The organism is Craurococcus roseus, assembly GCF_039523795.1.
GTDB lineage: Bacteria > Pseudomonadota > Alphaproteobacteria > Acetobacterales > Acetobacteraceae > Craurococcus > Craurococcus roseus.
The window spans coordinates 44,802-71,093 of the sequence record NZ_BAAAFZ010000006.1 but is presented as its reverse complement, the minus strand read 5'-3'; the positions used below and the strand labels follow the sequence as shown (position 1 = coordinate 71,093).

Here is a 26,292-nt window from a genome sequence, read left to right as displayed (position 1 = left end):
CTATTCGATGACGTTGCCGCGGAGGAGGTACTTGCAGAACGCCACCGTGGTGACGAAGCCCACCATGGCGAACAGCAGGGCGGCCTCGAAGTACATCGTGCTCCGGTACCACAGCCCGACCACGACGATGAGCCCGATCGAATTGATGACGAGCGTGTCGAGCGCGAGCACACGGTCGAGGATGTCCGGCCCCAGCGCCAGCCTGTACACGCACAGCAGCATGGCGGCGGCGATGGTCACGAGGGCGACCACGCAGGCGGCGTCGATCATTCGAAGATCTCCTTGAGCCGGCTCTCGTACCGGTCCTTTATCCGCGCGACGACGCCGTCCGGGTCCTCCGTTTCGAGGCAGTGGACCAGGAGCGCGCCGCCGTCTGCGCACAGGTCCGCGCTGACGGTGCCGGGGGTGAGCGTGATGGTGCCCGCGAGCACGGCGACGGCTTCCGGGCTCTTGAGCGCCAGCGGCACGGTCACGAAGCGCGAACGGAGCGTCTCGCCGCGCCGGAACAGCACGAGGTAGGCGACCTCGACGTTGGACACGACGATGTCCGCCAGGACCACGGCGGCGTAGCCCAGCACCGCCGCCGGGCGCCTCAGCCGCGGGCTGCCAGGCCAGTAGACGCTGGTGGCCAAGGGCACGGCGACGCCCAGGAGGACCCCGAGCACGGCGTGGCCGGCCGAGAAGTCGTTCACCAGGAAGAGCCACAGCACCGCCAGGGAGGCGCTCAGCACGGGGTGGGGCAGCAGGCGCGCCCGCATCGTCACCTCCCGGAAAGCCGCGTCTCGGACACGGGCCCGAGCACGGCGCCGACGTACGAGGCGGGGTCGAGCGCCTGCCGCGCGGCGGCTTCCAGATGCCGGGTCACCGGGCCGGCGAACGCGGTCAACAGCGCCGTCCCGGCCACCAGGAGCGCCGCGGCGGCCACCGGCCCCGCGCGGCCCCGCGCGGGGCCGTTCTCCGGCGCGTCGCCGTCGCCCGCCGCCGATCCGCTCTTCCAGAACAGCAGGCTGCCGGCGCGCGCGAACCCCACGATGACCACGAGGCTCGTGCCGAGCAGCACCGCCCAGATCCAGGCCGCCGCCGGCGCGTCCCGGGACGCGTCGAGGATCATGACCTTGCCCACGAAGCCCGAAAGCGGCGGCAAGCCCGCCATGGCGATGGCGGCGAGGAAGAACACGCCGCCGACCGACGAGACCTGCGCCATGCCGGGCGACTCCGCGAGGCGGTCGCGCCAGCGCCCGCGCCGCGCCGCCACGAGGTCGGCGATGAGGAACAGGGCGGCGCCGGCCAGGGTGCTGTGGAGCGTGTAGTAGAGCGCGGCCGTCAAGCCGCCCACGCCGGGCAGCGCCGCCGCGACCAGCAGCGACCCCATCGACCAGACGATGGCGAAGCAGGTCAGGTCGGAGAGCGAGCGGCTCGCCAGGACGCCCGCCGCCCCGACGACGAGCGTCGCCAGCGCGGCCGGGGCGATCAGCGGGGCGGCGATCTGCGCGGCCGCCCCGCCCTCCACGCCGAACATGAGCGTGGACGCCCGGATGATGCAGTAGGCGCCCACCTTGGTCATCACCGCGAACAGCGCGGCCACGGGCGCGGGCGCCGCGGCGTAGGCCCGGGGCAGCCACCAGTGGAGCGGGACGAGCGCGGCCTTGAGGGCGAACACCACGAACAGAAGCGAAGCGCCCGTGCGCAGCAAGGCCTCATCGCCCGCGCCCACCTCGCGGACCTTGCGCGCGAGGTCCGCCATGTTGAGCGTCCCGGTCACGGCGTAGATGAGCCCCACGGCGAACAGGAACAGCGTCGAACCGACCAGGTTGATCGCCACGTAGTGGAAACCCGCCCCGATCCGCCGCGGCCCGCCGCCGTGAAGCAGCAGCCCGTAGGAGGCGATCAGCATCACCTCGAAGAACACGAAAAGGTTGAAGACGTCGCCGGTCAGGAAGGCGCCGTTGATGCCCATGAGCTGGAAGTGGAACAGCGGGTGGAAGTGCCGCCCCGCCGCGTCCCAGCCGCGCGCCGCGTAGTGGGCCACCACCACGGCCAGCACGGCGGCGAGCAGCACCATCGTCGCCGAAAGGCGGTCCAGCACAAGGACGATGCCGAAGGGCGCCGGCCAGTCGCCCAGGAGGTACGGCCGCGTGACGCCGTCCGACGCGAGGGCGTAGAGGCCCGCGGCCGCGAGGAGCAGCAGCCAAGTGGCCGCCAGCGACACCCGGCGCTGCCGCCCGAGGTCGTGCCGCAGGGCGAGGATCAGGAAGGGCGCGGCCAGCGCCGGCAGCAGGACCGGCGCGATGATCCAGGCGCCGCTCATCGGCGCGCCGGCCGTTCCGCCGCCGGCCCGGGCCCGTCGTCCGCGGGCAAGGGCCCGTCCACCCGGTCCGTCCCGGATTCGAGGAATCCGCGCAGGGCGAGCACGACGATCAGCGCCGTCATCCCGAAGGAGATGACGATCGCGGTGAGCACCAACGCCTGCGGCAGCGGGTCGGCGTACGCGGAGGTCTCCGGGGCGATGATCGGCGGCTTGTTCACCTCCAGCCGGCCCATGGCGAACAGGAACAGATTGGTCGCGTAGGACAGGAAGGTCAGCCCGACGACGACCGGGAAGCTCCGCGCCTGCAGGAACAGGTAGACGGAGGCGGCGGTGAGTGCGCCGATGGCGCTGGCGACGAGGTACTCCACCTCAATCGCCCCCCTGCGCGGCGGGCTCGGCCACCTGTTCGCGCCGCGGCAGCCGGATGTCGGTCGGGCCGGCGGGCACCGGCTTCCGCTCCGCGCGCCCCTGCACCCGCGAGATCTGCGACAGGGACAGCAGCACCGTCCCCACCACGGCGAGGAACACGCCGAGGTCGAAGGCGATGGCGGAGGCGAGTTCGACCTCGCCGACGACGGGCAGGTGGAAGTAGCCGAAGGCGCTGGTGAGGAACGGGCGCCCGAACGCGAAGGACGCCGCGCCCGTCAGGCCGGCGATCAGCACGCCGAGGCCCAGCATGGTGTGCGCCTCCACCCGCCGGCGCCGCGCCGCCCACTCGTAGCCGCTCGCCATCGATTGCATCAGGAGTGCGATGGCGACCACGAGGCCGGCGATGAAGCCGCCCCCCGGCTGGTTGTGGCCGCGCAGGAAGATGTAGGCCCCCGCCGTGAGCGCCAGCGGCAGCAGCACCCGCGTGGCGACGACCAGCAGCAGGGGGTGGGCGTCGGCCGCCTCCTCGCCCTGGCGCATGGAGGCGAGCCGGCGCGCCGCTTCCCCGCGCAGCGCGCCGTCGAGCAGGGCGTAGATCGCCAGGGCCGCCACGCACAGGACGATGATCTCGCCGAAGGTGTCGAAGCCCCGGAAGTCCACGAGCGTGACGTTGACGACGTTGGTGCCGCCGCCGCCCGGCTTCGATTGGGCGAGGTGGTACTCGGAGATGGAGCGCACGTCCCGCGTCATCGCCGCGAAGGCGAGGCCGGCCGCGCCGATGCCGGCCGCGGCGGCGAGGAGGCCGTCGCGCGCGCGGCGGAGCAGCCGCGCGGGCTCGGGCGGCGTCTCCTTCGGCAGGAGGTTGAGCGCGAGCAGCAGGAGGATCGTGAACACGACCTCCACGGAGATCTGGGTCAGCGCCAGGTCGGGGGCCGAGAACTGGACGAAGGCCAAGGAGACCACCAGCCCGGCGACGCTCGTCAGGATTAACGTGAGCAGCCTGTCGCGGTGCGTCAGCACGACCGCGCCGCACGCGGCGAGCAGCACCGCCCAGGACACCAGCGCCGGCAGGTTGGCCGGCTGGACCTCGCGGAAGCCGGGCGCGTGCGCCCCGGTGTAGAACCCGAACGCCCCGACGCCGACGACCACGGCGGAGATCGCCGCCAAGTAGCGCGGCAGGGAGTCGTTCTGCAGCGCGTCGGTCGTGCGCCGGCAGGCCGCGACGGCGCCCGCGACCGCCGCGTCGAAGGCGCGCTTGGCGTCGGGCCTCGGCGACGCGCGGCGCGCGCCGTCGAGCGCGCGGTGGGAGGCCAAGGCCGCGAAGCCGCCGAGGATGGCGGCGATGCCCAGGAACAGCGCGGGCGTGAAGCCGTGCCAGATCGCCAAGCTGTGGTACGGGAGCGGGCCGCCGACGATGGCGAGGGCCGTCCGCTCCACCACCGGGCCCGCGAACGTAGCCGGGAGCAGGCCGATCGCGACCACGGGCAGGACCAGCGCCGCCACCGGCAGCCACATCCCCGCCGGCGGGTCGTGCGGCGGCTTCGGGTAGTCGCCCCGGGCCGGCCCCAGGTACACCTTGATGGCGAGCCGCGCCGAATAGGCCACCGACAGCAGCGCGCCCAGCGTCGCCAAGGCGGGCACCAACCAGTCCTGGCCCAGGTACCGGGTGCGCGCGGCCTCTTCCAGCATCATCTCCTTGGACAGGTAGCCGTTGAAGAACGGCAGGCCGGCCATGGATGCGGCGGCCACCAGGGCGAGCGCCGCGCTGATCGGCATCAGCCGCGCCAAGCCGCCCAAGCGGCGGACGTCGCGCGTGCCGGTCTCGTGGTCCACGATGCCGGCGCTCAGGAACAGCGCCGCCTTGAACGTCGCGTGGTTCAGGATGTGGAACGCCGCCACGAGCGCGGCCGACGGCGTGCCGAAGCCCAGCAGCATCACCATCAGGCCGAGGTGGCTCACCGTGGAGTACGCGAGGATGGCCTTCAGGTCGTCCTTGAACAGCGCGATCCAGGCGCCCACCAGCATGGTGACGAGGCCGACCGACGACACGGCCAGGAACCAGGCCTCCGTGCCGGCGAGCACCGGCCAGAGGCGCGCCAGGAGGAACACGCCCGCCTTCACCATGGTGGCCGAGTGCAGGTAGGCCGAGACGGGCGTGGGCGCCGCCATGGCGTGCGGCAGCCAAAAGTGGAACGGGAACTGCGCCGACTTGGTGAAGGCCCCGCCCAGGATGAGGAGCAGCGCGAGCGGGTACAGCGGCGACGCCTTCACCCGCTCGCCCTGCCCGAGGATCTCGGTCAGCTCGTAGGATCCGGCGATCCCGCCCAGCACGAGCAGCCCGGCCAGCAGCAGCAACCCGCCGCCGCCCGTGACCACCAGCGCCATGCGCGCGCCCTGGCGCGCCTCGGCCGAATGGCGCCAGAAGCCGATCAGCAGGAAGGAGCTGAGGCTCGTCAGTTCCCAGAACACCGCGAGCAGCAGGATGTTGTCGCTCAACACGATCCCGACCATCGCCCCCTGGAAGAGCAGCAGGTAGGCGTAGAACCGGGTGATGGAGTCCTTCGGCGACAGGTAGAAGCGGGCGTAGGCGATGACGAGCAAGCCGATGGCGAGTATCATCGACGCGAAGAAGAAGCCCAGGCCGTCCACGAAGAAGCCGAACGAGAGCCCGATCTGCGGCACCCACTCATGCCGCGCTTGGACGACCGCCCCCCCGTAAACGGCCGGGGCGGCGGCGAGCAGGAGCGCCAGGGCGGCGGACGTCGCGCTGGCCGCGACCAGCGCGCAAGACGTCCGGCCGGCCCTCGCCATCCAAGGGAGGATGGCCGCCCCGAGGAAGGGCAGGATGGGAACAAGGGCGATCAGCATGCTCCCGACAAGCTCGTCCTCCCTTCACAGCCCGCCAGAACGGCTTGCGCCGCACCGCGGCCTGCGAGCGATTGCGCACGCGTCCGCGCCGATCCCCTGAGGGGGCGACCGGGTGTGGGGCGTGGCGAAGGAACGTTCAACATCGCGTCCCGGCCGCGGTTCTGAGTTGCTGGACAAGACCGGCGTCCGGTGGCCGGCGCGGCACCGGCCCTCACCGGCGCCTGGGCCGGCCCGGCGGAGAGGTAGGGGGCGCCGCGACGGCACCCCCGCCTGGCCTCCGCAGGCGTCGCGCCGGCGGGGGCGGGTCCGCGCGGTTGCGAGCAGCGGATGCGGCCGGGCGCGACGCCCGCGGCCATCAAGGCATCAGCGACATTGCGGGCGCGGGCTTCGGGAAAGGAGCGGTTGGCGCCGCCTTCGTCCAGTCTCAGGTCGCCGGTGTCGCGCAGCCCGCAAGGGCCGCGCACGTCTCGCGGGCAGCAGCGGTTCTCGACCATCGTTTCCCTCGTGCGCAGCGGTCCTGGGCGGGCGGGGGCCGCCGCCCGCGGCCCGCCCCGGGTCCGTTCCGGCGAGCGGCGCTACGCCAATCCGAAGCCCTCGTAGCCCTTCGCCGCGATCTCGTCGCACTTCTTCCGGTAGCCGCCGACGCCTTCCGGCCCGAGGTAGGGCAGGAAGGTGCGCGGCTTGCCGGGGATGTTGGCGCCCATGTACCAGGAATTGGCAGCCGGGAAGAGCGTGCCGCCGATGGCCTCGTTGACGTGCGCCACCCAGGCGTCCTGCGCGTCGGGCGTCGCCTCGATGCGCGTCTTGCCCTCCTTCCGCATGGCGTCGATGCAGTCGGTGATCCATTCGACGTGCTGCTCGATCGCCACCGGCATGTTGGTCAGCACCGACGGGCTCTGCGGGCCGGTGATGGTGAACAGGTTGGGGAAGCCGGCGACCGCGACGCCGAGGTAGGTGCGCGGCCCGTCCGCCCATTCGTCCGCCAGCGCGCGGCCGCCGCGCCCCTTGATGCCGAGCGCCTTCAGCGGGCCGGTCATGGCGTCGAAGCCGGTGGCGAAGACGATGATGTCGAACCCGTACTCCTTGCCGCCCGCGCGGATGCCCTTCTCGGTGACCTCCCCGATGGCGCCGTCGGTCTTGGCGTCCACCAGGAGCACGTTGTCCTTGTTGAAGGTCTCGAAGTAGTTGGTGTCGAGCGGCTGGCGCTTGGTGCCGTAGGGATGGCCCTTGGGAATGAGCCTTTCGGCGACCGCCGGGTCCTTCACCGCGCTGCGGATCTTGCGCCGGAGGTACTCGGCGCAGACCTCGTTGGCCTCCCGGTCGGTGAGCATGTCCTGGTAGTTGGCGAGCCAGAAATCGAAGCCGCCCACGTCCCACATCCGGTCGAACTCGCGCTCCCGCTCCTCGGGCGTGGCTTCGAGCACGGATTTCGGCATGGGCCAGCGCTCCTGGCCGAAGGGCGACTCGCGGACGCGCTTGTTGATCGCGTCGTATTCCGCCTTGCGGGCCTGGACCACCTCGGGGTCCACCTTGCCGTTGCGCGCCGGCACGCAGTAGTTGGCGGTGCGCTGGAACACCGTCAGGTGCTTGGCTTGCTGCGCGATCACCGGGATGGCTTGCACGCCGGTCGCGCCGGTGCCGACCACCGCCACGCGCTTGCCGGTGAAGTCCACGCCGCCTTTGGGGAAGCGGCTGGTGTGGTACCACTTGCCCTTGAAGTTCTCCAAACCCTTGAACTGCGGGATGTTCGTGGTCGACAGCGTGCCCACGGCGGTGATGAGGTAGCGCGCCGCGACCTCTTCGCCCTTGTCCGTGCGCACCCGCCAAAGATTGGCGTCCTCGTCGAACTCGGCGCCGGTCACGCGGGTGTTGAACTGGATGTCGCGCTTCAGGTCGTGGCGCGCGGCCACGTGCTCGAGGTAGCGGAGGATCTCCGGCTGCTCCGGGTAGCGCTCGGACCACTCCCACTCTTGCAGGAGCTGCTTGTCCCAGGTGAAGCAGTAGACGTAGGAATCGGAATCGCAGCGCGCCCCCGGGTAGCGGTTCCAGTACCACGTGCCGCCGACGGTCTCGCCGGCTTCGTAAACGCGGGCCTTCAGCCCCAGCCTGTCGCGCAGCGACTTCAGCATGTGCATGCCGGAGAAGCCCGCGCCCACCACCACCGCGTCGAGGCCCTGGGTTGCGCTCGCCATTCGTCCCTCCGATCCGTTCTCGTTTCGCCAACGGACTTGGCCCCTTCGGGCCTCCGAGGACTCTCAACGACTCGCCGTGCGCGTTTCAAGCTCCGCTCCGGCGCGGCAAGGATCGGCCGCGGCGCGACGGGCGGCCCGGCCGGCTACTCCGCCTTCACGCCCAGGTCGCGCAGGATGCGGGCGTAGTTGGCGAATTCGTCCTGCACCATGCGCGCGAAGTCGGCCCTGGGCATGAAGTTCACCACCACGCGGCTGCTGGCCGCGACGCGGCGGAAGGCCGGGTCGTCCAACCCGGCGCGGCACACCTCTTCCAAGCGGTCGAGCACGGGTTCCGGCGTGCCGCGGGGCGCGTAGATGCCGACCTGGCTGAACTGCTCGGCGTCGAAGCCCTGTTCCCGCGCGGTCGGCACGTCCGGGTAGTCCGGGTGGCGGCGGCGCGAGAACACGGCGATCAGGCGCAAGCGGCCGGAGTCGATCAGCTCGCTCGCGGAGGCGACCACCGTGGAGGAGAAGTCGAGCCGCCCGCCCAGCAGCTCGTTCAGGTGCGGCGGGTCGCCGCGGTAGGGTATGTGGGTGAAGTCGAGGTTCCCTGCGGCGCGCTGGACGCGCCACACGGCGAGCTGCGGCAGGGAGTTCGGGCCGGCGCTGCCGAAGGAAAGCTGGCGCTGCCGGCCGAGCGCCACCAGCGCGGACAGGTCGCGCACCGGGCTGTCGGCGCGCACCACGACGCCGATGACGTTCTCGTTCGTGCCGCACACCGGCGAGAAGCTCTCCGGCCCGATGCCGAGGTTCTTGACGAGGTGCGGCTGCACGACGATCGCCGTCATGGGCGTCAGGCCGAGGGTGTGGCCGTCCGGCGGGCTCGCCGCGACGGAGCGCATCCCGACCACGCCGGAGCCGCCGTCGCGGTTCGTCACCACCACGTTCTGGCCGAGGGCGCGCGCCATGTGGTCGCCGAGCGCGCGGGCGTAGGCGTCCGCCGCGCTGCCCGGTGAATAGGGCAGGACGACCGTGATCGGCCGATCCGGAAAAGCCCGGGCGGGCCCGGCGGGCAGGAAGGCGGCAATCAGAGCCGCGGCGGCCACCAAGAGGCGCATGGACGGTCTCCCTCCGGCCGCGCGGACAGCCGCCGCGCCGCTTCGTTTCGGGGAGGGTAGCCGGACCGCCGTTGGCGGGGCAACGCGGTGACAGCCGTGGGGCCGGGACCTATCTTCCGGGCCACCGGGAAGGAGATCGCCCCATGCTGGACGCGACCGCGACGCTGCCGCTCAAGGACCCCGAGCTGTTCCGGCAAGCGAATTTCATCGACGGCAAGTGGGTGAAGGCCGACAGCGGCAAGACCCTCACCGTCCGCAACCCCGCCACCGGCGAGCCGGTGGGCGAGGTGCCCGCGATGGGCGCCGCAGAGACGCGCCGCGCGATCGAGGCCGCGCACGCCGCGCAACCGGCCTGGCGCGCGATGCTGGCCAAGGACCGCGCCGCGATCCTCCGCAAGCTCAACGACCTCATGCTGGCGAACGCCGACGACCTCGCCGCCATCATGACCGCCGAACAAGGCAAGCCGCTGGCCGAGAGCAAGGGCGAGGTCGCCTATGCCGCTAGCTTCATCGAATGGTTCGCCGAGGAAGGGAAGCGCGTCTACGGCGACACCATCCCGCAGAACGCCAAGGGACGGCGGATCATCGTCCAGAAGGAGCCGATCGGCGTCTTCGCCGCGATCACGCCCTGGAACTTCCCGGCCGCGATGATCACCCGCAAGACCGGGCCGGGCTGGGCCGCCGGCTGCACCGGCGTGATCCGCCCGGCCTCGCAGACGCCGTTCTCGGCGCTGGCGATCGCCGTGCTCGCGGAGCGGGCGGGGATGCCGCCCGGCGTGTGCAACGTCATCACCGGGCCTTCGGGGGAGACGGGCAAGGAGCTGACCGGGAATCCGCTGGTGCGCAAGCTGACCTTCACCGGCAGCACGGACGTCGGCCGCACGCTGCTGGCGCAGTGCGCGCCCACCATCAAGAAGACCTCGATGGAACTCGGCGGCAACGCGCCCTTCATCGTGTTCGACGACGCCGACCTGGACGCGGCGGTGCAGGGCGCCATGCAGTCCAAGTACCGCAACACCGGCCAGACCTGCGTGTGCGCCAACCGCATCCTGGTGCAGGACGGCGTGTACGACGCCTTCGCCGCCAAGCTGAAGACGGCGGTGGAGGCGCTGAAGGTCGGCCCCGGCACGGAGGAGGGCGTGACACAGGGCCCGCTCATCAACGCCGACGCCGTGGCCAAGGTCGAGGAGCACGTGGCGGACGCCACCAAGCGCGGCGCGAAGGTGGTGACGGGCGGCAAGCGCCACAGCCGCGGCGGCAACTTCTACGAGCCCACCGTGCTGGCCGACGTGCCGCCCGAGGCGATGATGTTCCGCGAGGAGACCTTCGGCCCGGTGGCGCCGTTGTTCCGCTTCAAGACGGAAGAGGAGGCTGTTCGCCTCGCCAACGACACGCCCTTCGGCTTGGCGGCGTATTTCTACGCGCGCGACGTGGGCCGCATTTTCCGCGTGGCGGAAGCGCTCGAGGCCGGCATCATCGGCATCAACGAAGGGCTGATCTCGACCGAGGTGGCGCCGTTCGGCGGGGTGAAGGAGAGCGGCCTCGGGCGCGAGGGCAGCCATTACGGGATCGACGAGTACCTGGAGGTCAAATACCTCGCCCTTGGCGGCATCGGAACGTGACCCGGTAGGTTCCACGTCGCGTTGACGTGGAACCTCAGCCATGCAGCAGCGGCAGGGCGGGTTTTCAACGATCGCCCCTGTCGCGCTGGTGAAATCGCCGGCGGGCGGCGCCATCTCGGCGGCAGCGATCATCTGCCGCCTTTGAGGGGACGCCCGCCGCATGTCCGCAACAACACTCGCCGCTGCCCCAATCCCGTCGCCGCGCGGCGCCGTCAACGCCCCGGCCGCCCTCGGCGCCGGCGCCCTGTTGCTCGCGGGCGCCTTCGCCATCGGCCAAGCGGTCAGCCCGCGCCAAGCGGCCCTCTACCTGCTCGGGGCCGCGCTCGGCTTGGTGCTCTACCACGCGGCGTTCGGCTTCACCTCGGCCTGGAGGGTCTTCATCGCCGACCGGCGCGGCGAGGGCCTCCGGGCGCAGATGGTCATGCTCGCCGTCGCGGCGGCGCTGTTCTTCCCGGTCCTCGCGTCCGGCACCCTCTTCGGCCAGCCGGTGCAAGGGTTGGTGGCGCCGGCCGGCGTTTCGGTGCTGTTCGGCGCCTTTCTCTTCGGCATCGGCATGCAACTCGGCGGCGGCTGCGCCTCCGGCACGCTCTACACTGTGGGCGGCGGCTCCGTGCGGATGCTGCTGACCTTGGCCGCCTTCATCGCCGGTTCGGCCATTGGCGCGGCGCACCTGCACTGGTGGGCGGCGCTGCCGCACCTGCCCCCGATCTCGTTGGTGAAGGAGTGGGGACCTTGGCCGGCGCTCGCCGCGAACCTCGCTGTTTTCGCCGCCGTCGCCGGTCTCACCGTGGTGCTGGAGCGCCGGCGCCATGGGAGGCTGGTGGGTGCCGGTCCCGCGCCGCGCGCCGGATTGGCCCGGTTTCTGCGCGGTCCCTGGCCGCTGGTGGCCGGCGCCGTCGCGCTGGCGGTGCTGAACTTCGCCACCCTGGCGCTCGCCGGGCGGCCCTGGGGGATCACTTCGGCCTTCGCCCTTTGGGGCTCCAAAGCGGCGGCGCTGATCGGCTTCGACCCTGCGAGCTGGCCGTTCTGGTCGGCCCCGGCGCAGCGGGCGGCGCTCGAGGGCAGCGTGCTCGCCGACGTCACCTCGGTGATGGACTTCGGCATCGTGCTCGGCGCGCTGCTGGCCGCGGCGCTCGCCGGCCGCTTCGCCCCGAACTGGCGGGTGCCGCTGCGCTCGGCCGTGGCGGCGGTGGTGGGCGGGCTGATGCTCGGCTACGGCGCGCGCCTCGCTTACGGCTGCAACATCGGCGCGTACTTCTCCGGCATCGCCTCCGGCAGCCTGCACGGCTGGGCTTGGCTGGCCGCGGCCTTCTTCGGCAACGTCCTCGGCACGCGGCTGCGCCCGCTCTTCGGCTTGGAGGTCGAGCGCCTGCCGCGGCAGACCGGCTGCTGACGGCCGCAGGTTACCTTCCGGGCCGGCCGGGCGCATACTGGGAGGAAAGATCCGGCCCCGGCCGGTGCGAGGGAAGGCGGCGGATGCCCTACGACTACGACCTCTTCGTCATCGGCGGCGGCTCGGCGGGCGTCCGTTGCGCCCGCATCTCCGCCACGCACGGCGCCAAGGTGGCGATCGCGGAGGAGCGGTTCTGGGGCGGCACCTGCGTCAACGTCGGCTGCGTGCCGAAGAAGATCATGGTGAACGCCGCCGAGTACGGGCAGTGGATCGCCGACGCGCCGGCCTTCGGGTGGGCGGCGCAACGGACGGGCTTCGACCTCGCCCGCCTCGCCGCCGCGCGGGACGCCGAGGTGGCGCGGCTGAACGGCATCTACGGCAAGCTGCTCCAGGGCGCCGGGTGCACGATTTTCGAAGCGCGGGCGACGCTGGTCGATCCGCACACGGTGCAGGTCGGCGGCCGGCGCGTGACGGCGGAGCGCATCGTCATCGCGGTGGGCGGCAAGCCGGTGCGGCCGGAGGTGCCGGGCGCGGAACTCGGCATGGTCTCGGACGACGTGTTCGGCCTCAAAGAGCTGCCGCGCCGCTTGGTGGTGGTGGGCAGCGGGTACATCGGCCTGGAGTTCGGCTGCGTGTTCCACGGCCTCGGGTCGGAGGTGGACATCGTTTACCGGAACGAGCTGCCTCTGCGCGGATTCGACAACGACATACGCGCCGCCCTGAAGGAAGCGCTGGCGGCCCAAGGCATCCGGCAGCACGCGCCGCGGCAACTCGCGCGCCTGGACCGCGCCGCCGGGGGCGGGGTGGCGGTGACGCTGGACGACGGCTCGCGCATCGAGGCGGACGCGGTGCTGCTGGCGACGGGCCGCGCGCCCAACCTCCACGGCTTGGGATGCGACGCCGCCGGGGTGGAATGCACGGAGATGGGCGCCATCGAGGTGGACGAAGACCACCGCACCACCGTGCCGAACATCTTCGCCATAGGCGACGTGACCGACAAGCTGAACCTCACGCCCATGGCGACGGCGGTGGGCCACGCGCTGGCCGACACGCTGTTCGGCAAGACCCCCCGCCGCGCCAGCTACCGCGACGTGCCGACCGCGGTGTTCACCTCGCCGCCCATCGGCACGGTGGGCATGACGGAGGCGGACGCGGCGGCGCTCGGGCCGGTGGACATCTACACGACGCGCTTCACGCCCATGCGCCACAGCATCAGCCGGCGCGAGGGGCGGAAGGCGCTGATGAAGCTGGTGGTGTGCCAGCGGACGCGGCGGGTGCTGGGCGCGCACATGCTGGGCGAGGACTCGCCCGAGATCATGCAGGGCATCGGCATCGCGGTGGCGATGGGGGCCACCAAGGAGGACTTCGACCGCACCATCGGCATCCACCCGACGGCGGCGGAGGAGTTCGTGACGCTCCGCACCCGGACGCGGGAGGCCGGGGTGCGCGCGGCGGCGGAATGACCGGCGGCGCTGTTTGCCCTTCCACGGCGGGGGCGTTTCCGGTCTAAGCTGCCCGATCTTGTGGAGGAATGCGGAGCTATGGACTCGCGCGCGTGGCACCCGGGAAGCTGGCGGGACATGCCGATCCGGCAGGTGCCCGAGTACCCGGACGCGGCCGGCCTGGAAGCCGCGGAGCGGCGCATCGCGGCTTGGCCGCCGCTGGTCTTCGCCGGGGAGGCGCGGCGGTTGCAAGCGGGCCTCGCCGCCGCCGGCGAGGGCAAGGCTTTCGTCCTCCAGGGCGGCGATTGCGCCGAGAGCTTCTCCGACTTCACCGCCAACATCATCCGCGACACCTTCCGCGTGCTGCTGCAGATGGCGGTGGTGCTGACCTTCGGCGGCGGCCTGCCGGTGGTGAAGCTCGGCCGCATGGCGGGCCAGTTCGCCAAGCCGCGCTCCTCCGACACGGAGACGCGCGACGGCCAGACCCTGCCCTCCTACCGCGGCGACATCGTCAACGGCCCCGACTTCACCCGCGAGGCGCGCGTCCCCGACCCGTCGCGGATGGAGTTCGCCTACATGCAGTCGGCGGCCACGCTGAACCTGCTGCGGGCCTTCGCCACCGGCGGCTACGCCGACCTGCACCAGGTCCACCGCTGGAACCTCGGCTTTGTGGCGCGCAGCCCGCTCGCCTCGCGCTACGCCGACCTCGCCCACCGCATCGACGAGACGCTGTCCTTCATGGGCGCTTGCGGCATGTCCGACCTGCCGCAGGTGCGCGAGACGGAGTTCTACACCAGCCACGAGGCGCTGTTGCTGCCCTATGAGCAGGCGCTGACCCGCGTGGACTCCACCACCGGCGACAGCTACGCCTGCTCGGCGCACTTCCTCTGGATAGGCGACCGCACCCGCCAGCCGGACGGCGCGCACGTCGAATTCCTGCGCGGCGTGAAGAACCCCATCGGCCTGAAGGTCGGGCCGAGCACGGACGCCGGCGAATTGGTGCGCCTCACCGAAATCCTGAATCCCGCGAACACCGGCGGCCGGCTCACCCTCATCTCCCGCATGGGCGCCGGCATGGTGGAGGAGAAGCTGCCGCCGCTGCTGCGCGCCGTCTCGCGCGCCGGCCGCAACGTGACCTGGCTTTGCGACCCGATGCACGGCAACACCACCACCGTCGGCGCCTACAAGACCCGCAGCTTCGACGCCGTGCTGGCGGAGGTCCGTCGCTTCTTCGACGCCCACGCCGCCGAGGGCACCCAGCCCGGCGGCGTCCACGTGGAGATGACGGGGCAGGAGGTGACGGAGTGCCTCGGCGGCGCGCACCGTTTGTCCGAATCCGACCTCGCGCTGCGCTACCAAACCTTCTGCGACCCGCGCCTCAACGCCGAGCAGTCGCTCGAACTGGCCTTCCTGCTGGCGGAGGAGCTGAAGGAGCGGCGGGGCGCGGCGGCGTCCGGAGCGGCGGCCTCGCAACCCGCGCAGGCGGCGCAGTAGGATCGTGACGGGGGTGGCGCGCAAAGCCGACGCCGACGTCCAGACGCGGACCGACGCCTACTTCAACCGCACCCGCGCCGTCGTGGAGCGCTTCGGCGACTCGCGCGTGACCTACGCGGTGTTCCTCCGGCGCCCCGTCGTCAGCGCCCCGCGCCTCATGGTGGACTGGCTCCGGGGCGTGGCGGCCGCGCGGGGGACCGAATTCGATATCGACCTGGTGCACCCGGAAGGCACATGGGTCGGCGCCGGCGACCCCGTGCTCTACCTGACGGGCTCCTTCCGCGAACTCGCCGACCTGGAAACGCTGTTCCTGCAGAAGATCGGCCCGCCCTGCGTCGCCGCGCACAACGCCTACCAGATGTGCATGGCCCTGCCGGGGGTCGCCTTCCTGGCCATGGACGCGCGCCACTGCGCCGGCTTCGAGATGCAGGACATGATGGCCTACGCCGCCAGCGTCGGCAGCGACGCCGCCAAGCGGGAGGGGGCGAAGGGCTTCATCGGCAACGCCACGGACGCGACCGCCCACTGGTTCGGCGCCAACGCCGGCCGCGGCACCATGCCGCACGCGCTGATCGGCTACGCGCGGTCCACGCTGCGCGCCGCCGAGATGTTCCACGAAACCTTCCCCGACGTGGACCTGACGGTGCTGGTGGACTATTTCGGGCGCGAGATCAGCGACGGGTTGGAGGTCTGCCGGCGCTTTCCCGACCTGGCGGCGGCCGGGCGGTTGGCCGTGCGGCTCGACACCCACGGCGGGCGGTTCCTCGAAGGGCTGGACCCCGCGGAAAGCTACGCGGCGCTGGAGCGCCACGTGCCCGGCGCCATCCGCCGCTACCGCAGCGAGGCCGAGTTGCGCTACCTAGTCGGCACCGGGGTCTCGGCCGCGGCCGTCTGGCGGATGCGGGAGGCGCTGGACGACGCCGGCTTCACCGGCGTCCGCATCGTCGCGTCGTCCGGCTTCGGGGTGGACAAATGCCGGGTTATGGCGGACGCCAAGGCGCCGATCGACACGGTCGGCACCGGCAGCTTCCTCCCCGAACGCTGGGGCGAGACCTACGCCACCGCCGACATCGTCTCCTACGACGGCGAGCCGCGCGTGAAGGTCGGGCGCGAGTTCCTGCTGCGCCGGAACGGCGGCCGGCGGCAGAACGGCGGCGGGGACGCCGCCGNNNGCCGCCGAGGCGGGCGCCCGGTGGCGCCGGGAGCGCGCCGCCGGCTGGGCGTGCGCGGGGCTGCTGCTCCTCGTGTGGGTCGGCTTCCACATCGTTTCGCGCCTTTCCACCGCGCAATCGATGACGGCCTGGGACGTGGCGGCGCTCCGCTTCGTCGGCGCCTTCCTCACCGTGTTGCCGTTCGCGCTCTGGCGCGGGCCGCCGCGCATCGCGCCGGGAAGGGCGCTGGGGGTGCTCCTCTTCGCCGGCTTCGGCTTCCCGCTCTGCGCCTTCGCCGGCTATCAACTGGCGCCGGCGGCGCACGGGGCGACCGTCATGGCGGCCGGGCTGCCGGTGGGCACAGCGCTGCTCGGCGTGGCTTTCGGGGTGGCCCGGATCGACGGCCGGCGCGCCCTCAGCCTGGCCGTCGTCGTGGCGGGCAGCGTCCTGCTGGCGGCCGCCACCGGCGGCGGGGCTTGGGAGGGCGCCTGGAAGGGCGACCTGCTGTTCCTCGCCGCCGTGCTGTCCTGGTCCGCCTACACCATCATGGTGCAGCGCTGGAGGTTGCCGGCGCTGGACTCCATGCTCGCCATCGGGCTCATGGCCGCGCCGGCGTACCTGCCCGTCTGGTGGCTGGCCCTGCCGTCCACCATCGGGCAGGCCGCGCCCGCCGCCGCCTTGTTCCAGGCGGTGTTCCAGGGGGCCTTCGCGGCGGTGTTGGCCGGCCTGCTCTACACCAAGGCGGTGACGCTGATCGGGCCGGGGCCGACCACGATGGTCGGCGCCGCCGTGCCCGCCCTGTCGGCGCTGGCGGCGTGGCCGTTGCTGGGCGAGGCGCTGCCGCCGCTCGGCCTGCTGGCGGTGCTGCTGGTCTCCGCGGGCATGGCGCTCGGCGTGGCGGCGCCGACGCCCGCGGCGGCCGGGCGCGTTGACCCCCCGGTGCCCCGTACCTAGCTTCGGGCGATGACCGAACCCCTCCGAACCGCGCCGTCGCCATGAGCGGCGGCCTCGATCCCGGCCTCTTCGCCGCCGGCGGCTATTCCGTGCGGATCATGGACCTGTCCGGCGGCAACGGCTCCGAACCGGTGGAGACGATCAAGGGCTTCCGCACGCTGGAGCACGCCAACGGCTTCGCCCGGCGCTACGTGCGCGACAGCCTGGAGCGCTGCCGCGTGGCGGGCATGACGGCCGAGCAGGTCGTCGCCGCGTGGTTCGCCTTCGGCGAGGACGCCGAGGTCGTGGGCGACGCGGAGGGCGCTTGGCGCAGCGGCCCGGAACTGCGCGACTTCGCCGACCGGCCCGTGCGCGACGGCGAGGAGCGGAACTGGCGCGCCCTCGACCCGCGGCGCGACGAGGACGGCGAAGAGGGCGAGGACGAGGAGTGAGCCGCCCTATGAAGCTGCGCTTCGCCCCGTCCCCGACCGGCCTGCTGCACGTGGGCAACGCCCGCGTCGCCTTGGCGAACTGGCTGCTGGCGCGCCGGGGCGGCGGCACGTTCCTGCTGCGCCTGGACGACACCGACGCCGAACGGTCGCGCGCCGAGTACGCGGCGGCGCTGGAAGAGGACCTGCGCTGGCTCGGCCTGGATTGGGACGAGAGCTTCCGCCAATCCGACCGGATGGCGCGCTACCAAGCGGCGGCTGAGCGGCTGAAGGCATCCGGCCGGCTGTACCCGTGCCTGGAGAGCGAGGAGGAGTTGCGCTCCAAGCGCGAGCAGCGCATCCGCCAAGGCCGGCCGCCGATCTACGACCGCGGCGCCCTCAAGATGACGCCGGAGCAGTTGGAGCGCGCGCGCGCCAACGGCAAGACGCCCTACTGGCGCTTCCTGCTCAGCGGCGCCAGCGTGGAATGGGAGGACGGCGTGCTCGGGCGGCGGACGGTGAAGCTGCCCAGCCTGTCCGACCCGGTGCTGATCCGCGCCGACGGCACGCCGCTCTACACCTTCACCTCCGTCGTGGACGACCTGGAGAGCGGCGTCACCCACGTCGTGCGCGGCGAGGACCACGTCACCAACACCGGCGTGCAGATCGACCTTTGGGAAGCGCTCGGCGGCGACCCGTCGGCGCTGCGCTTCGCCCACCTGCCGCTGCTGATGGACTCCGACGGCGGGCCGCTGTCGAAGCGCCTGGGCAGCCTTTCGCTGCGGCAGTTGCGGCGCGACGGCATCGAGCCGGCTGCGCTCACGGGGTACCTGGCGGCGCTCGGCACCTCGCACGACCCCGTCCCGGGCGCGCCGCGGGAGCTGGTGGAGCGCTTCGACCTCGGCGCCGTGTCGCACTCGCCCGCGCGCTTCGACGCGCAGCAACTGCTCGCCCTGAACCGCCGCCTCCTGCACACGGCCGCGTTCGAGAGCGTGCGCGACCGTCTGCCGGAGGGCGCCGACCCGGCCTTCTGGGAGGCGGTGCGCGGCAACCTCGACATGCTGGGCGAGGCGCGGCAGTGGTGGGAGGTCGCGCGGGGCACGGTGGTGCCGCCGCCGCAGCCCGGCGAGGGCGACTTCCTGCGGGCCGCGCTCGACGCGCTGCCGCCCGAGCCTTGGGGCAAGGAGACCTGGACCGGCTGGACCGGCGCGCTGAAGGAGAGGACGGGCCGCAAGGGCAAGGCGCTGTTCCTGCCGCTCCGCCTCGCCCTGACCGGCGAGGACCACGGCCCGGACCTGCACGACCTGTTGCCGCTGATCGGCCGCGAGCGCGCGGCGCAGCGGCTGCGCACGGCGGCGACGGGCGGTTAGCGGCATGGCCCCCATGCGCTTCCACAACAGCCTGACCCGCGCCAAGGAGGACTTCGCGCCGATCGACCCGGCGCACGTCCGCATGTACGTCTGCGGCCCCACGGTCTACGACCTCGCGCACCTCGGCAACGCGCGGCCGGCGATCGTCTTCGACGTGCTGTTCCGGCTGCTGCGGCACCATTTCCCGCGCGTCACCTACGTCCGGAACATCACGGACGTGGACGACAAGATCAACGCGCGCGCCCAGGAGAGCGGCGAGCCGATCGAGGTCATCACCGCGCGCACCACGGCCGACTACCACCGCGACATGGCGGCCCTGGGCTGCCTCCAGCCGACCCACGAGCCCCGCGCGACGGCCTCCATCGCGCCGATGGTCGAGCTGATCCGGCGCTTGGTCGAGCGCGGGCACGCCTACGCGGCCGAAGGCCACGTGCTGTTCTCCGTGTCCTCCTTCCCGGAGTACGGCCGGTTCTCCGGCCGCGACCGGGAAGAGCTGCTCGCGGGCGCGCGCATCGACGTGGCGCCGTACAAGCGCGATCCTGGCGACTTCGTGCTGTGGAAGCCCTCGCCGCCCGGCGTTCCCGCCTGGGACAGCCCTTGGGGCCCCGGCCGGCCCGGCTGGCACATCGAGTGCTCCGCCATGGCGTGGCAGGCGCTGGGCGAGGTGTTCGACATCCACGGCGGCGGCCACGACCTCGTCTTCCCGCACCACGAGAACGAGATCGCGCAAAGCCGTTGCGCTTTCGGTACGCAACGCATGGCCAACATCTGGCTGCACAACGGCATGCTGCGCGTGGACGGCGAGAAGATGTCGAAGTCGCTCGGCAACTTCTCCACCGTTCGCGACATCCTCGAACGCGGCCCGTGGGCCGGCGAGGCGTTCCGGCTCCTCGTGCTGCGGACGCACTATCGCCAGCCGGTGGACTTCACCCTGGAAGGGCTGGACGAGGCCAAGGCGGAGCTGGACGACGCCTACGCCATGCTCGCCCGCGCCGAAGCGCCGCTGGAGAACATGGGCGCGACGGTGGCGGAGATGGCCGCCTGGGCGTCGGAGCCGCTGCTCGACGACCTGAACACTCCGCTGGCACTGTCTCGCCTGCGGGACCTCCGGACGCTGGAGAACGTGGCCAGCGTCGGCGGCTCGGCCAAGCCCGTGCTGCGCCGCATCGGCCGCGACTGGCCCGTGTCGCCGGGCTTGGCCGCGGCGGCGTTCCGGGAGGCGGCGGGCCTCCTCGGGCTGTGGTCGTCCGATCCCGAGGCTTGGCTGCGCGGCGGCGCCGGCGATGACGCCGAACGCATAGAAGCCGCCATCGCGGCGCGCGCGGCGGCGCGCAAGGCGCGAGACTTCGCCGGGGCCGACCGCATCCGCGACGAACTCGCGGCCGAGGGCATCGTGCTGGAGGACGGGCCGCAGGGAACGGTCTGGCGGCGCGCGTGACCGGCCGCGAGGGCGGCGCGGACCTCGCCCCGCCGCCCGGCGAGTCGCCGATCGTCGTGCTGGTACGGCCGCAACTGGCGGAGAACATCGGCGCCGCCGCGCGCGCCATGGCCAACGGCGGCCTGTTCCACCTCCGGCTGGTGGCGCCGCGCGACGGCTGGCCGCAGGACCGCGCCTGGCGCATGGCCTCCGGAGCCGACCGCATCCTCGAAGCCGCCGTCGTGTTCCCGGACGTGCCGGCGGCCGTAGCGGACTGCCACCGCGTCTTCGCCACCTGCCCGCGGCCGCGCCACGTCATCAAGCCGCTCCGCACCGCGCGGGCCGCCGCGGAGGACCTGCGCGCGGCCAACGCCGGCGGGTTGCGCGCCGCCGTGCTCTTCGGGCCGGAGCGCGCCGGACTCGACAGCGACGACATGGCCTGCGCCGACACGCTCGTCCGCTACCCGCTCAACCCGGCGCACATGTCCCTCAACCTGGCACAGGCGGTGATGATCCTCGCCTACGAGTGGTGGACGGCCGCCGAAGCCACGCCGCCGCGCGAGCTGGTGACGAACGAGACGCGCGTGGCGACCAAGGGCGAACTGGAAGGCTTCCTCGGCCGGTTGGTGGCGGAGCTGGACGCCTGCGGCTTCCTCGACAACGGGCCGAAGCGCCCCGGCATGGTGCGCAACCTCCGCCACTGGTTCCAGCGCGGCGAGGTGACGGAGCAGGAGCTGCGCACCTTGCACGGCGTGGTGACGGAGCTGTCGCGCGGCCGGATGCGGCGCGGCCGCCCAGACCCGGAGGAGCCTACCCCTGCACCGGGGGGAGCAGCGGCTGCGGATCGACCGCCGTTGCGAACCAGTTGAGCCCGAGGTGCAGGTGCGCGCCGGTGACGCGCCCGGTGGCGCCGATCGCGCCGATGCCTTGCCGCCGCGCCACGGCCTCGCCCTCTGCCACGTCCAAGCGCGAAAGGTGCGCGTAGAGCGACTGCACGCCGTGCCCGTGGTCGAGCACGACCACCTTGCCCAAAAAGTAGAAGTCCGCGGCCAGCAGCACCCGCCCCGGCGCCATGGCCGCGACCGGCGCCCCCACCGGCGCGGCGATGTCGAGTCCGAGGTGCGGCGCCCGCGGCTCCCCGTTCAGGACGCGCTGGCTGCCGTAGACGCCGCTGATCCGGCCCTGCGCCGGCCAGTAGAAGCCGCCGGCGAACAGCGCTTCGGGGCTGTCCACCTTCCGCAGCGCGGCCATGGCCGCCCGCTCCCGCGCGATGCGGTCGAGCACGTCGGGCGGCGGCGTCACCATGCCACCGGGCAGGCCTTCGATCCTCTGGATCTGCCACTCGCGCCGCGCGACCGAGAGGCGCAGCGCTTCCTTCCGCCCCCCGCCGTGGGCGATCTCCAGCACAGCGTCCGGCTTCGCGTCCCGGCCGAAGGCCAGGACGAACGCGCCGTCGGCGCCGACGCGCACAGGGTTGCCGTCCAGCGCCAAACGGGTGCCGGCGCCCGCTTGGCCGACCAGCAGCGCGCCCTGGGCGGGCTCGCCCCGCCACGTCGCGGCCGCCGCGGCGCGGGGCTTCGCCGTCAGCACGGGGAGGGCGAACAGCGCCGCGCGGCGGGGGATGGTCACAGCAGCGCGCCCTGCCCGGCCGAGTCGCGGCCGTCGCTGCGGCGGCGGCCGTTCGGCGGCTTGGCGGTCCCGTCCGCAGTGGCGCCGACCCGCCCGTCCGCGAAGGTCAGGGTCAGCCGTCCACCGCCGGGGACGTCCGCCGCCGCCGTCACTGTCGCGCCTTCCGCGTCCTGCACCAGCGCGAACCCACGCGCCAGCACGGCTTGGTAAGAGACGCTGCCCAAGCGCGCGCCGACGCCCTCCAGCCGGACCGCGTTCTCGCGCAGCAGCGCCCGCATCGGCGCCGGCGAGAAGCAAACGAACGCCTTCTCCGTCCGCCCGCGCGCGAGCACGCGTTGCGCGCCCACCTCCGCCCGCCCGTACAACGCCGCGAGGGCCGCGCGCCGGTTGGCGATGCCCTCGCGCGGGTGCGGCAGGCGCGGCGCCAGCCGGCCGAGCGCGCCGCGCTTGCGGTCCAGGGCGACGGGTAGCGCGAGGTCCAGGCGCTCCGCCCGGTCCTCCATGCGCTGGCGCAGGCCGCCGAGGATGCCCGGCAGGTCCGGCAGCCCGCGCTCCGCGACCATCAGATGCCGCCGCGAGCGCTCCAGCGCGGCTTGCATGGCGTGCCGGAGCCGCGCCTCGTGCTGCGCCACGTCGGCCAGCAGGTCGGCGCGCTGCGGCACCGCCATTTCCGCCGCCGCGGTGGGCGTCGGCGCGCGGCGGTCGGAGGCGAAGTCGATGAGCGTGGTGTCCGTTTCGTGGCCGACCGCGCTGATGAGCGGGATCGGGCAGGCCGCGGCGGCGCGGACCACGATCTCCTCGTTGAACGCCATCAGGTCTTCGAGGCTACCGCCCCCGCGCGCCACGATCAGCACGTCCGGGCGCGGCACCGGACCGTCGGGGGGCAACGCGCCGAAGCCCTCGATGGCGGCGGCGATCTGCTCCGCCGCCCCGGCGCCCTGGACGGGGACGGGCCAGAGCAGGATGCGCCGCGGGAAGCGCCGGGCGACGGTGGTGCGGATGTCCTGGATGACGGCGCCGCGCTCGCTCGTCACCACGCCGATGACGCGCGGCAGCAGCGGGATGGGCCGCTTGCGTTCCGGATCGAACAGCCCTTCTTCCAGCAGCCGCGCCCGCAGCCGCTCGATCCGGGCGAGCAGCGCGCCCTCGCCGGCGTAGTCCAGCCGGTCGATGACGAGCTGGTACTTGGACCGGTCCGCGTAGGTGTCGATCCGCCCGGTGGCGATCACCTCCACGCCGTTCTCCGGCCGTATGGCGAGGCGCGGCACGTTCGTTTTCCACACCACCGCTTCCAGCTTCGCGGTCTCGTCCTTCAACGAGAGGTACACGTGGCCGGAGGGGTAGCGCTTCAGCTCCGTGATCTCCCCGCGCACCCGCACCCGCCCGAAGGCGTCCTTCAGGGTGCGCTTGATGGCGCCGGCGATCTCGGACACGGCGTAGTCCGGCACGTTGTCGGCCGGCGATACCGGGAGCTCGCGGGGAGGGGGCATGTCCATGCGGCGACCTTATGCTAAGGCCGCACCGGTTGGGAACGATTCCCAACGGCTTTCCTCGGAGTCGTCGCGCATGAGGGTTCTGCTGGTCGGCGGCGGCGGCCGGGAACACGCCCTCGCCTGGGCCCTGTCCAAGTCGCCCCTCCTTTCCGAACTCTGGGCGGCCCCGGGCAACGCCGGCATCGCGGAGCACGCCGAATGCGTGCCGATCGCGGCTGAGGACGTGGCCGGCCTGGTCGCCTTCGCGCGGGAGCGGGCGGTGGACCTCGTCGTGCCCGGGCCGGAGGCGCCGCTCACCGCCGGCCTCGCGGACGCCTGCGCCGCCGCGGGCATCCGATGCTTCGGCCCGAGCGCCGCGGCGGCGCGGCTGGAGGGCAGCAAGTCCTTCGCGCGCGAGGTCGCGGACGCCGCCGGCGTGCCCGGCCCGCGCTGGCGCCGGTTCGACGACCCGGCCGCCGCCCGCGCCAACGTGCGGGAACAAGGGGTGCCGATCGTGGTGAAGGCCGACGGGCTCGCGGCGGGCAAAGGCGTGGTCGTGGCCGCCACCGTCGCCGAAGCGGAGGCGGCCATCGCCGACATCATGGAAAGCCGCGTTCACGGCGCCGCGGCCGGCGCTTCGGTGGTGGTCGAGGAGTGCCTGATCGGCGAGGAGGTTTCCTTCTTCGCGCTTTGCGACGGCGAGGCGGCGCTGCCGCTCGGCGCCGCGCAGGACCACAAGCGGGTCGGCGAAGGCGACACCGGCCCCAACACCGGCGGCATGGGCGCCTACTCGCCGCCTCCCGCCTTCACGGACGCGCTGCGCGACGAGGCGATGGCACGCATCGTGCGGCCCGCCTTGGCGGAAATGGCGCGGCGCGGCGCGCCCTTCCGCGGCGTCCTGTTCGCCGGGTTGATGCTGACGGCGTCGGGCCCGCGCCTGATCGAGTTCAACGTCCGCTTCGGCGACCCGGAATGCCAAGCGCTGATGCTGCGGCTGCGCTCCGACCTGCTCGGGGCGCTGCTCGCCGCCTGCGACGGCCGGTTGGCGGAAACGGGCCTGCGCTGGGACGCGGGGCACAGTCTGGTCGTGGTGATGGCGGCCCGCGGCTACCCCGGCGCGTACGCCAAGGGTTCGGCGGTACGCAACTTGGATCGGGCCGCCGCCGTGCCGCGCGCCCGGATCTTCCACGCGGGGACGAGGGCGGGGCCGGGCGGCGCGGTGCTGGCGGACGGCGGGCGCGTGCTCGGCGTCGGCGCCACGGGCGGGACGTTACGGGAAGCCTACGAGGCCGCCTACGAGGCAGCGGCCGCGGTCGACTGGCCGGAAGGGTTCTACAGGCGGGACATAGGCCACCGCGCGCTGCGGTGAACTGGCCGGCGGGCAGGGGCGCGTGGTGTCCTCGGCGGGATTCGAACCCACGGCCCCCAGATTAGGAATCTGGTGCTCTATCCGGCTGAGCTACGAGGACCCGAGGGGAGGGCTACCACAATGCCGCCGGCCCAGGAAGGATCGCCGTCGGGCCATTCGGCAGCGCCAATGAACTTGGGCGGGGCAGTCGAGTTTTCGCCGGGTCATCGTCCTGAGGAGACCGAAACAATGGCCACCAGCCCGCGCGACACCTACATCACCGGCCTCGTCAACGCCCACGCCTTGGAGAACCAAGCCGTCAGCATCCTCAGCCGCCAGGTCGAACGGCTCGAGAGCTACCCCGAGATGTCGGAGCAGATCCGGCTGCACATCGACGAGTCCAAGGCGCAAGCGCAGCGGCTCGAAGAGATCCTGCAATCGCTCGGCACCAGCCATTCGACGTTGAAGGATCTCGTCACCTCCTTCACCGGCAACATGGCCGCGCTGGCGCACGCGCCGATGCAGGACGAGGTGATGAAGAACACCTTCGCCAACTTCGCCTTCGAGCATTTCGAGATCGCGGCCTACCGTTCGCTGCTGACCATGGCGGAACTCGCCGGCGACAACAGCAGCCCGAAGCTGCTTCAGCAGAGCCTCAACGAGGAGATCCGCATGGCCAAGTGGATCGAGGACAACCTGGACGCGACCACGCGCAAGTACGTCCAGCTCACCGCGGCCGGCCAGAAGGCGGGCGTCTGACCTTGGCCGTCGGAGCGGTTCAGCCCCTGCGGCGGAACCGCTCCACTGCCGCCACCAACGCGGTGCGCACGCCGGGCTCCAGAGCCGAATGCCCGGCGTCGGCCACCACGGTGAGCCGTGCCCGAGGCCAAGCCATGGCCAGATCGTAAGCGGTTTCCGGCGGGCAGATCATGTCGTAGCGGCCCTGGACGATCTCGGCCGGCACGTGCGCGATGCGGTGCATGCCGCCGAGCAGGCCGCCGGGCGGCAGGAAGAGGCCGTTGGCGAAGTAATGCGCTTCTATGCGCGCCAGCCCCAACGCCGTGCGGTCTTGCGCGAAGCTCGCCACCGTGTCCGGGCTGGGGAGGAGGGTGCTGCAATTGCCTTCGTATTGGCTCCAGGCCCGCGCCGCCGGAAGATGCACCGCCGGGTCCGGGTCGCACAGGCGCTTCAGGTAGCTGCCCAGCAGATCGCCGCGCTCTTCGAGCGGCAGGTGTTCGGCGAAGGCGGCCCAGGCGTCGGGGAACACCCGCTTCAGGCCGTACAGGAACCACTCCACCTCGCTCGGCCGGCCCAGGAACACGCCGCGGAGCACGCAGCCGATGACGCGTTCCGGGTGCGCCTGCGCGTAGGCGAGCGCCAGAGTCGAGCCCCAGGATCCGCCGAACAGCAGCCAACGCTCGATGCCGAGGAAGCGCCGCAGCGCCTCGATGTCCTCGACCAGGATGGGCGTGGTGTTCTCGTGCAACTCACCCATGGGGCGCGACCGCCCGGCGCCGCGCTGGTCGAAGATGGCGACGCGCCAATGCCCGGGGTCGAAGAACCGGCGGTGCACCGCGCCGGCCCCCGCGCCCGGCCCGCCGTGCAGGAACAGCACCGGCTGCCCGCGCGGATTGCCGACTTGTTCCCAATACATCACGTGCCGCCCGGACAACGGAAGCAGGCCGGTTTCGTAGGGGGCGATGTCGGGGAAGAGGTCGCCGCGGGGCATGGTGCCGGCACTATCGGCAAGCCGTGTCCG

At 72.6% G+C, this 26,292-nt stretch carries 21 protein-coding genes, 1 tRNA gene and 1 pseudogene; 12 read left to right on the top strand and 11 right to left on the bottom strand.

What is annotated here, in order from left to right; all coding sequences use genetic code 11:
• From ABD067_RS01555 to ABD067_RS01525, 7 genes are all read right to left on the bottom strand, one after another.
• Nucleotides 1-270, bottom strand: coding sequence for a K+/H+ antiporter subunit F (locus tag ABD067_RS01555; RefSeq protein ID WP_343893375.1), 270 nt, complete (start codon nt 268-270; stop codon nt 1-3).
• Nucleotides 267-758, bottom strand: coding sequence for a Na+/H+ antiporter subunit E (locus ABD067_RS01550; RefSeq protein WP_343893374.1), 492 nt, complete (start codon nt 756-758; stop codon nt 267-269). Before ABD067_RS01550 ends, ABD067_RS01555 begins: the two co-directional genes overlap by 4 nt.
• Nucleotides 759-760: 2 nt before the next feature.
• Nucleotides 761-2,308, bottom strand: coding sequence for a monovalent cation/H+ antiporter subunit D (locus tag ABD067_RS01545; RefSeq protein WP_343893373.1), 1,548 nt, complete (start codon nt 2,306-2,308; stop codon nt 761-763).
• The gene (locus tag ABD067_RS01540; RefSeq protein ID WP_343893372.1) at nt 2,305-2,676 is read right to left on the bottom strand and encodes a Na+/H+ antiporter subunit C; all 372 of its coding nucleotides are present in this window, start codon (nt 2,674-2,676) and stop codon (nt 2,305-2,307) included. The genes ABD067_RS01545 and ABD067_RS01540 overlap by 4 nt, the downstream gene beginning before the upstream one ends.
• Before the next feature lies 1 nt (nt 2,677).
• Nucleotides 2,678-5,545, bottom strand: coding sequence for a monovalent cation/H+ antiporter subunit A (locus ABD067_RS01535; RefSeq protein WP_343893371.1), 2,868 nt, complete (start codon nt 5,543-5,545; stop codon nt 2,678-2,680).
• 575 nt (nt 5,546-6,120) lie between these two features.
• Nucleotides 6,121-7,737, bottom strand: coding sequence for a flavin-containing monooxygenase (locus ABD067_RS01530; protein ID WP_343893370.1), 1,617 nt, complete (start codon nt 7,735-7,737; stop codon nt 6,121-6,123).
• Nucleotides 7,738-7,880: 143 nt separating this feature from the next.
• Complete coding sequence (locus ABD067_RS01525) at nt 7,881-8,834, bottom strand: tripartite tricarboxylate transporter substrate binding protein (RefSeq protein WP_343893369.1); 954 nt, start codon at nt 8,832-8,834, stop codon at nt 7,881-7,883.
• Nucleotides 8,835-8,977: 143 nt separating this feature from the next.
• Here ABD067_RS01525 and ABD067_RS01520 point away from each other — a divergent pair, with 143 nt between their 5' ends.
• The 10 genes and pseudogenes from ABD067_RS01520 (at nt 8,978) to ABD067_RS01475 (ending at nt 20,953) form a co-directional block, all read left to right on the top strand.
• On the top strand, nt 8,978-10,456 hold the full coding sequence (locus ABD067_RS01520) for an NAD-dependent succinate-semialdehyde dehydrogenase (protein WP_343893368.1): 1,479 nt from the start codon (nt 8,978-8,980) through the stop codon (nt 10,454-10,456).
• 160 nt (nt 10,457-10,616) lie between these two features.
• Nucleotides 10,617-11,849, top strand: coding sequence for a YeeE/YedE family protein (locus ABD067_RS01515; RefSeq protein ID WP_343893367.1), 1,233 nt, complete (start codon nt 10,617-10,619; stop codon nt 11,847-11,849).
• Nucleotides 11,850-11,932: 83 nt separating this feature from the next.
• Nucleotides 11,933-13,312: a glutathione-disulfide reductase gene (gene gorA, locus ABD067_RS01510; protein WP_343893366.1), complete on the top strand. Its 1,380-nt coding sequence runs from the start codon at nt 11,933-11,935 to the stop codon at nt 13,310-13,312.
• Nucleotides 13,313-13,390: 78 nt separating this feature from the next.
• A complete protein-coding gene (locus ABD067_RS01505) occupies nt 13,391-14,785 on the top strand; it encodes a class II 3-deoxy-7-phosphoheptulonate synthase (RefSeq protein WP_343893365.1) in 1,395 nt (464 codons plus the stop codon).
• A gap of 4 nt (nt 14,786-14,789) precedes the next feature.
• Nucleotides 14,790-15,926: pseudogene (locus ABD067_RS01500) on the top strand (nicotinate phosphoribosyltransferase); the annotation flags it as partial.
• A gap of 103 nt (nt 15,927-16,029) precedes the next feature.
• A complete protein-coding gene (locus tag ABD067_RS01495; protein WP_343893364.1) occupies nt 16,030-16,890 on the top strand; it encodes a DMT family transporter in 861 nt (286 codons plus the stop codon).
• Between the two features lie 41 nt (nt 16,891-16,931).
• Entirely contained in the window at nt 16,932-17,321 is a 390-nt protein-coding gene (locus ABD067_RS01490) for a hypothetical protein (protein WP_343893363.1), read from the top strand.
• 8 nt (nt 17,322-17,329) lie between these two features.
• Complete coding sequence (gene gltX, locus ABD067_RS01485) at nt 17,330-18,667, top strand: glutamate--tRNA ligase (protein ID WP_343893362.1); 1,338 nt, start codon at nt 17,330-17,332, stop codon at nt 18,665-18,667.
• Between the two features lie 4 nt (nt 18,668-18,671).
• Nucleotides 18,672-20,105 (top strand): cysteine--tRNA ligase, encoded by a 1,434-nt coding sequence (cysS, locus tag ABD067_RS01480; protein ID WP_343893361.1) that lies wholly within the window; start codon nt 18,672-18,674, stop codon nt 20,103-20,105.
• Nucleotides 20,102-20,953, top strand: a complete 852-nt coding sequence (locus ABD067_RS01475) for an RNA methyltransferase (RefSeq protein WP_343893360.1) — start codon at nt 20,102-20,104, stop codon at nt 20,951-20,953. The genes cysS and ABD067_RS01475 overlap by 4 nt, the downstream gene beginning before the upstream one ends.
• Here the strand turns inward: ABD067_RS01475 and ABD067_RS01470 are convergent.
• A complete protein-coding gene (locus ABD067_RS01470; RefSeq protein ID WP_343893359.1) occupies nt 20,895-21,713 on the bottom strand; it encodes a M23 family metallopeptidase in 819 nt (272 codons plus the stop codon). The two genes, ABD067_RS01475 and ABD067_RS01470, sit on opposite strands and share 59 nt — an antisense overlap.
• The gene (xseA, locus tag ABD067_RS01465) at nt 21,710-23,209 is read right to left on the bottom strand and encodes an exodeoxyribonuclease VII large subunit (RefSeq protein WP_343893358.1); all 1,500 of its coding nucleotides are present in this window, start codon (nt 23,207-23,209) and stop codon (nt 21,710-21,712) included. Before xseA ends, ABD067_RS01470 begins: the two co-directional genes overlap by 4 nt.
• Nucleotides 23,210-23,279: 70 nt before the next feature.
• On the opposite strand from xseA, the gene purD reads away from it, so the two are divergent.
• Nucleotides 23,280-24,554, top strand: a complete 1,275-nt coding sequence (purD, locus tag ABD067_RS01460) for a phosphoribosylamine--glycine ligase (protein WP_343893357.1) — start codon at nt 23,280-23,282, stop codon at nt 24,552-24,554.
• A gap of 23 nt (nt 24,555-24,577) precedes the next feature.
• On the opposite strand, the gene ABD067_RS01455 is transcribed toward purD, so the two are convergent.
• A tRNA-Arg gene (locus ABD067_RS01455) sits at nt 24,578-24,654 on the bottom strand.
• A gap of 128 nt (nt 24,655-24,782) precedes the next feature.
• Between ABD067_RS01455 and ABD067_RS01450 the strand changes: the two genes are divergently transcribed.
• Nucleotides 24,783-25,292 (top strand): ferritin-like domain-containing protein, encoded by a 510-nt coding sequence (locus ABD067_RS01450; RefSeq protein ID WP_343893356.1) that lies wholly within the window; start codon nt 24,783-24,785, stop codon nt 25,290-25,292.
• Between the two features lie 19 nt (nt 25,293-25,311).
• Here ABD067_RS01450 and pip read toward each other — a convergent pair whose 3' ends face one another.
• Nucleotides 25,312-26,262, bottom strand: coding sequence for a prolyl aminopeptidase (gene pip / locus ABD067_RS01445; RefSeq protein ID WP_343893355.1), 951 nt, complete (start codon nt 26,260-26,262; stop codon nt 25,312-25,314).
• Nucleotides 26,263-26,292 lie beyond the last annotated feature (30 nt).

Bases quoted from the DNA above. Each gene is read 5' to 3' on its own strand.
- ABD067_RS01555 (WP_343893375.1), bottom strand. From the start codon at position 270: ATGATCGACGCCGCCTGCGTGGTCGCCCTCGTGACCATCGCCGCCGCC.
- ABD067_RS01550 (WP_343893374.1), bottom strand. From the start codon at position 758: ATGCGGGCGCGCCTGCTGCCCCACCCCGTGCTGAGCGCCTCCCTGGCG.
- ABD067_RS01545 (WP_343893373.1), bottom strand. From the start codon at position 2,308: ATGAGCGGCGCCTGGATCATCGCGCCGGTCCTGCTGCCGGCGCTGGCC.
- ABD067_RS01535 (WP_343893371.1), bottom strand. From the start codon at position 5,545: ATGCTGATCGCCCTTGTTCCCATCCTGCCCTTCCTCGGGGCGGCCATC.
- ABD067_RS01530 (WP_343893370.1), bottom strand. From the start codon at position 7,737: ATGGCGAGCGCAACCCAGGGCCTCGACGCGGTGGTGGTGGGCGCGGGC.
- ABD067_RS01525 (WP_343893369.1), bottom strand. From the start codon at position 8,834: ATGCGCCTCTTGGTGGCCGCCGCGGCTCTGATTGCCGCCTTCCTGCCC.
- ABD067_RS01520 (WP_343893368.1), top strand. From the start codon at position 8,978: ATGCTGGACGCGACCGCGACGCTGCCGCTCAAGGACCCCGAGCTGTTC.
- ABD067_RS01515 (WP_343893367.1), top strand. From the start codon at position 10,617: ATGTCCGCAACAACACTCGCCGCTGCCCCAATCCCGTCGCCGCGCGGC.
- gorA (WP_343893366.1), top strand. From the start codon at position 11,933: ATGCCCTACGACTACGACCTCTTCGTCATCGGCGGCGGCTCGGCGGGC.
- ABD067_RS01505 (WP_343893365.1), top strand. From the start codon at position 13,391: ATGGACTCGCGCGCGTGGCACCCGGGAAGCTGGCGGGACATGCCGATC.
- ABD067_RS01490 (WP_343893363.1), top strand. From the start codon at position 16,932: ATGAGCGGCGGCCTCGATCCCGGCCTCTTCGCCGCCGGCGGCTATTCC.
- gltX (WP_343893362.1), top strand. From the start codon at position 17,330: ATGAAGCTGCGCTTCGCCCCGTCCCCGACCGGCCTGCTGCACGTGGGC.
- cysS (WP_343893361.1), top strand. From the start codon at position 18,672: ATGGCCCCCATGCGCTTCCACAACAGCCTGACCCGCGCCAAGGAGGAC.
- xseA (WP_343893358.1), bottom strand. From the start codon at position 23,209: ATGGACATGCCCCCTCCCCGCGAGCTCCCGGTATCGCCGGCCGACAAC.
- purD (WP_343893357.1), top strand. From the start codon at position 23,280: ATGAGGGTTCTGCTGGTCGGCGGCGGCGGCCGGGAACACGCCCTCGCC.
- ABD067_RS01450 (WP_343893356.1), top strand. From the start codon at position 24,783: ATGGCCACCAGCCCGCGCGACACCTACATCACCGGCCTCGTCAACGCC.
- pip (WP_343893355.1), bottom strand. From the start codon at position 26,262: ATGCCCCGCGGCGACCTCTTCCCCGACATCGCCCCCTACGAAACCGGC.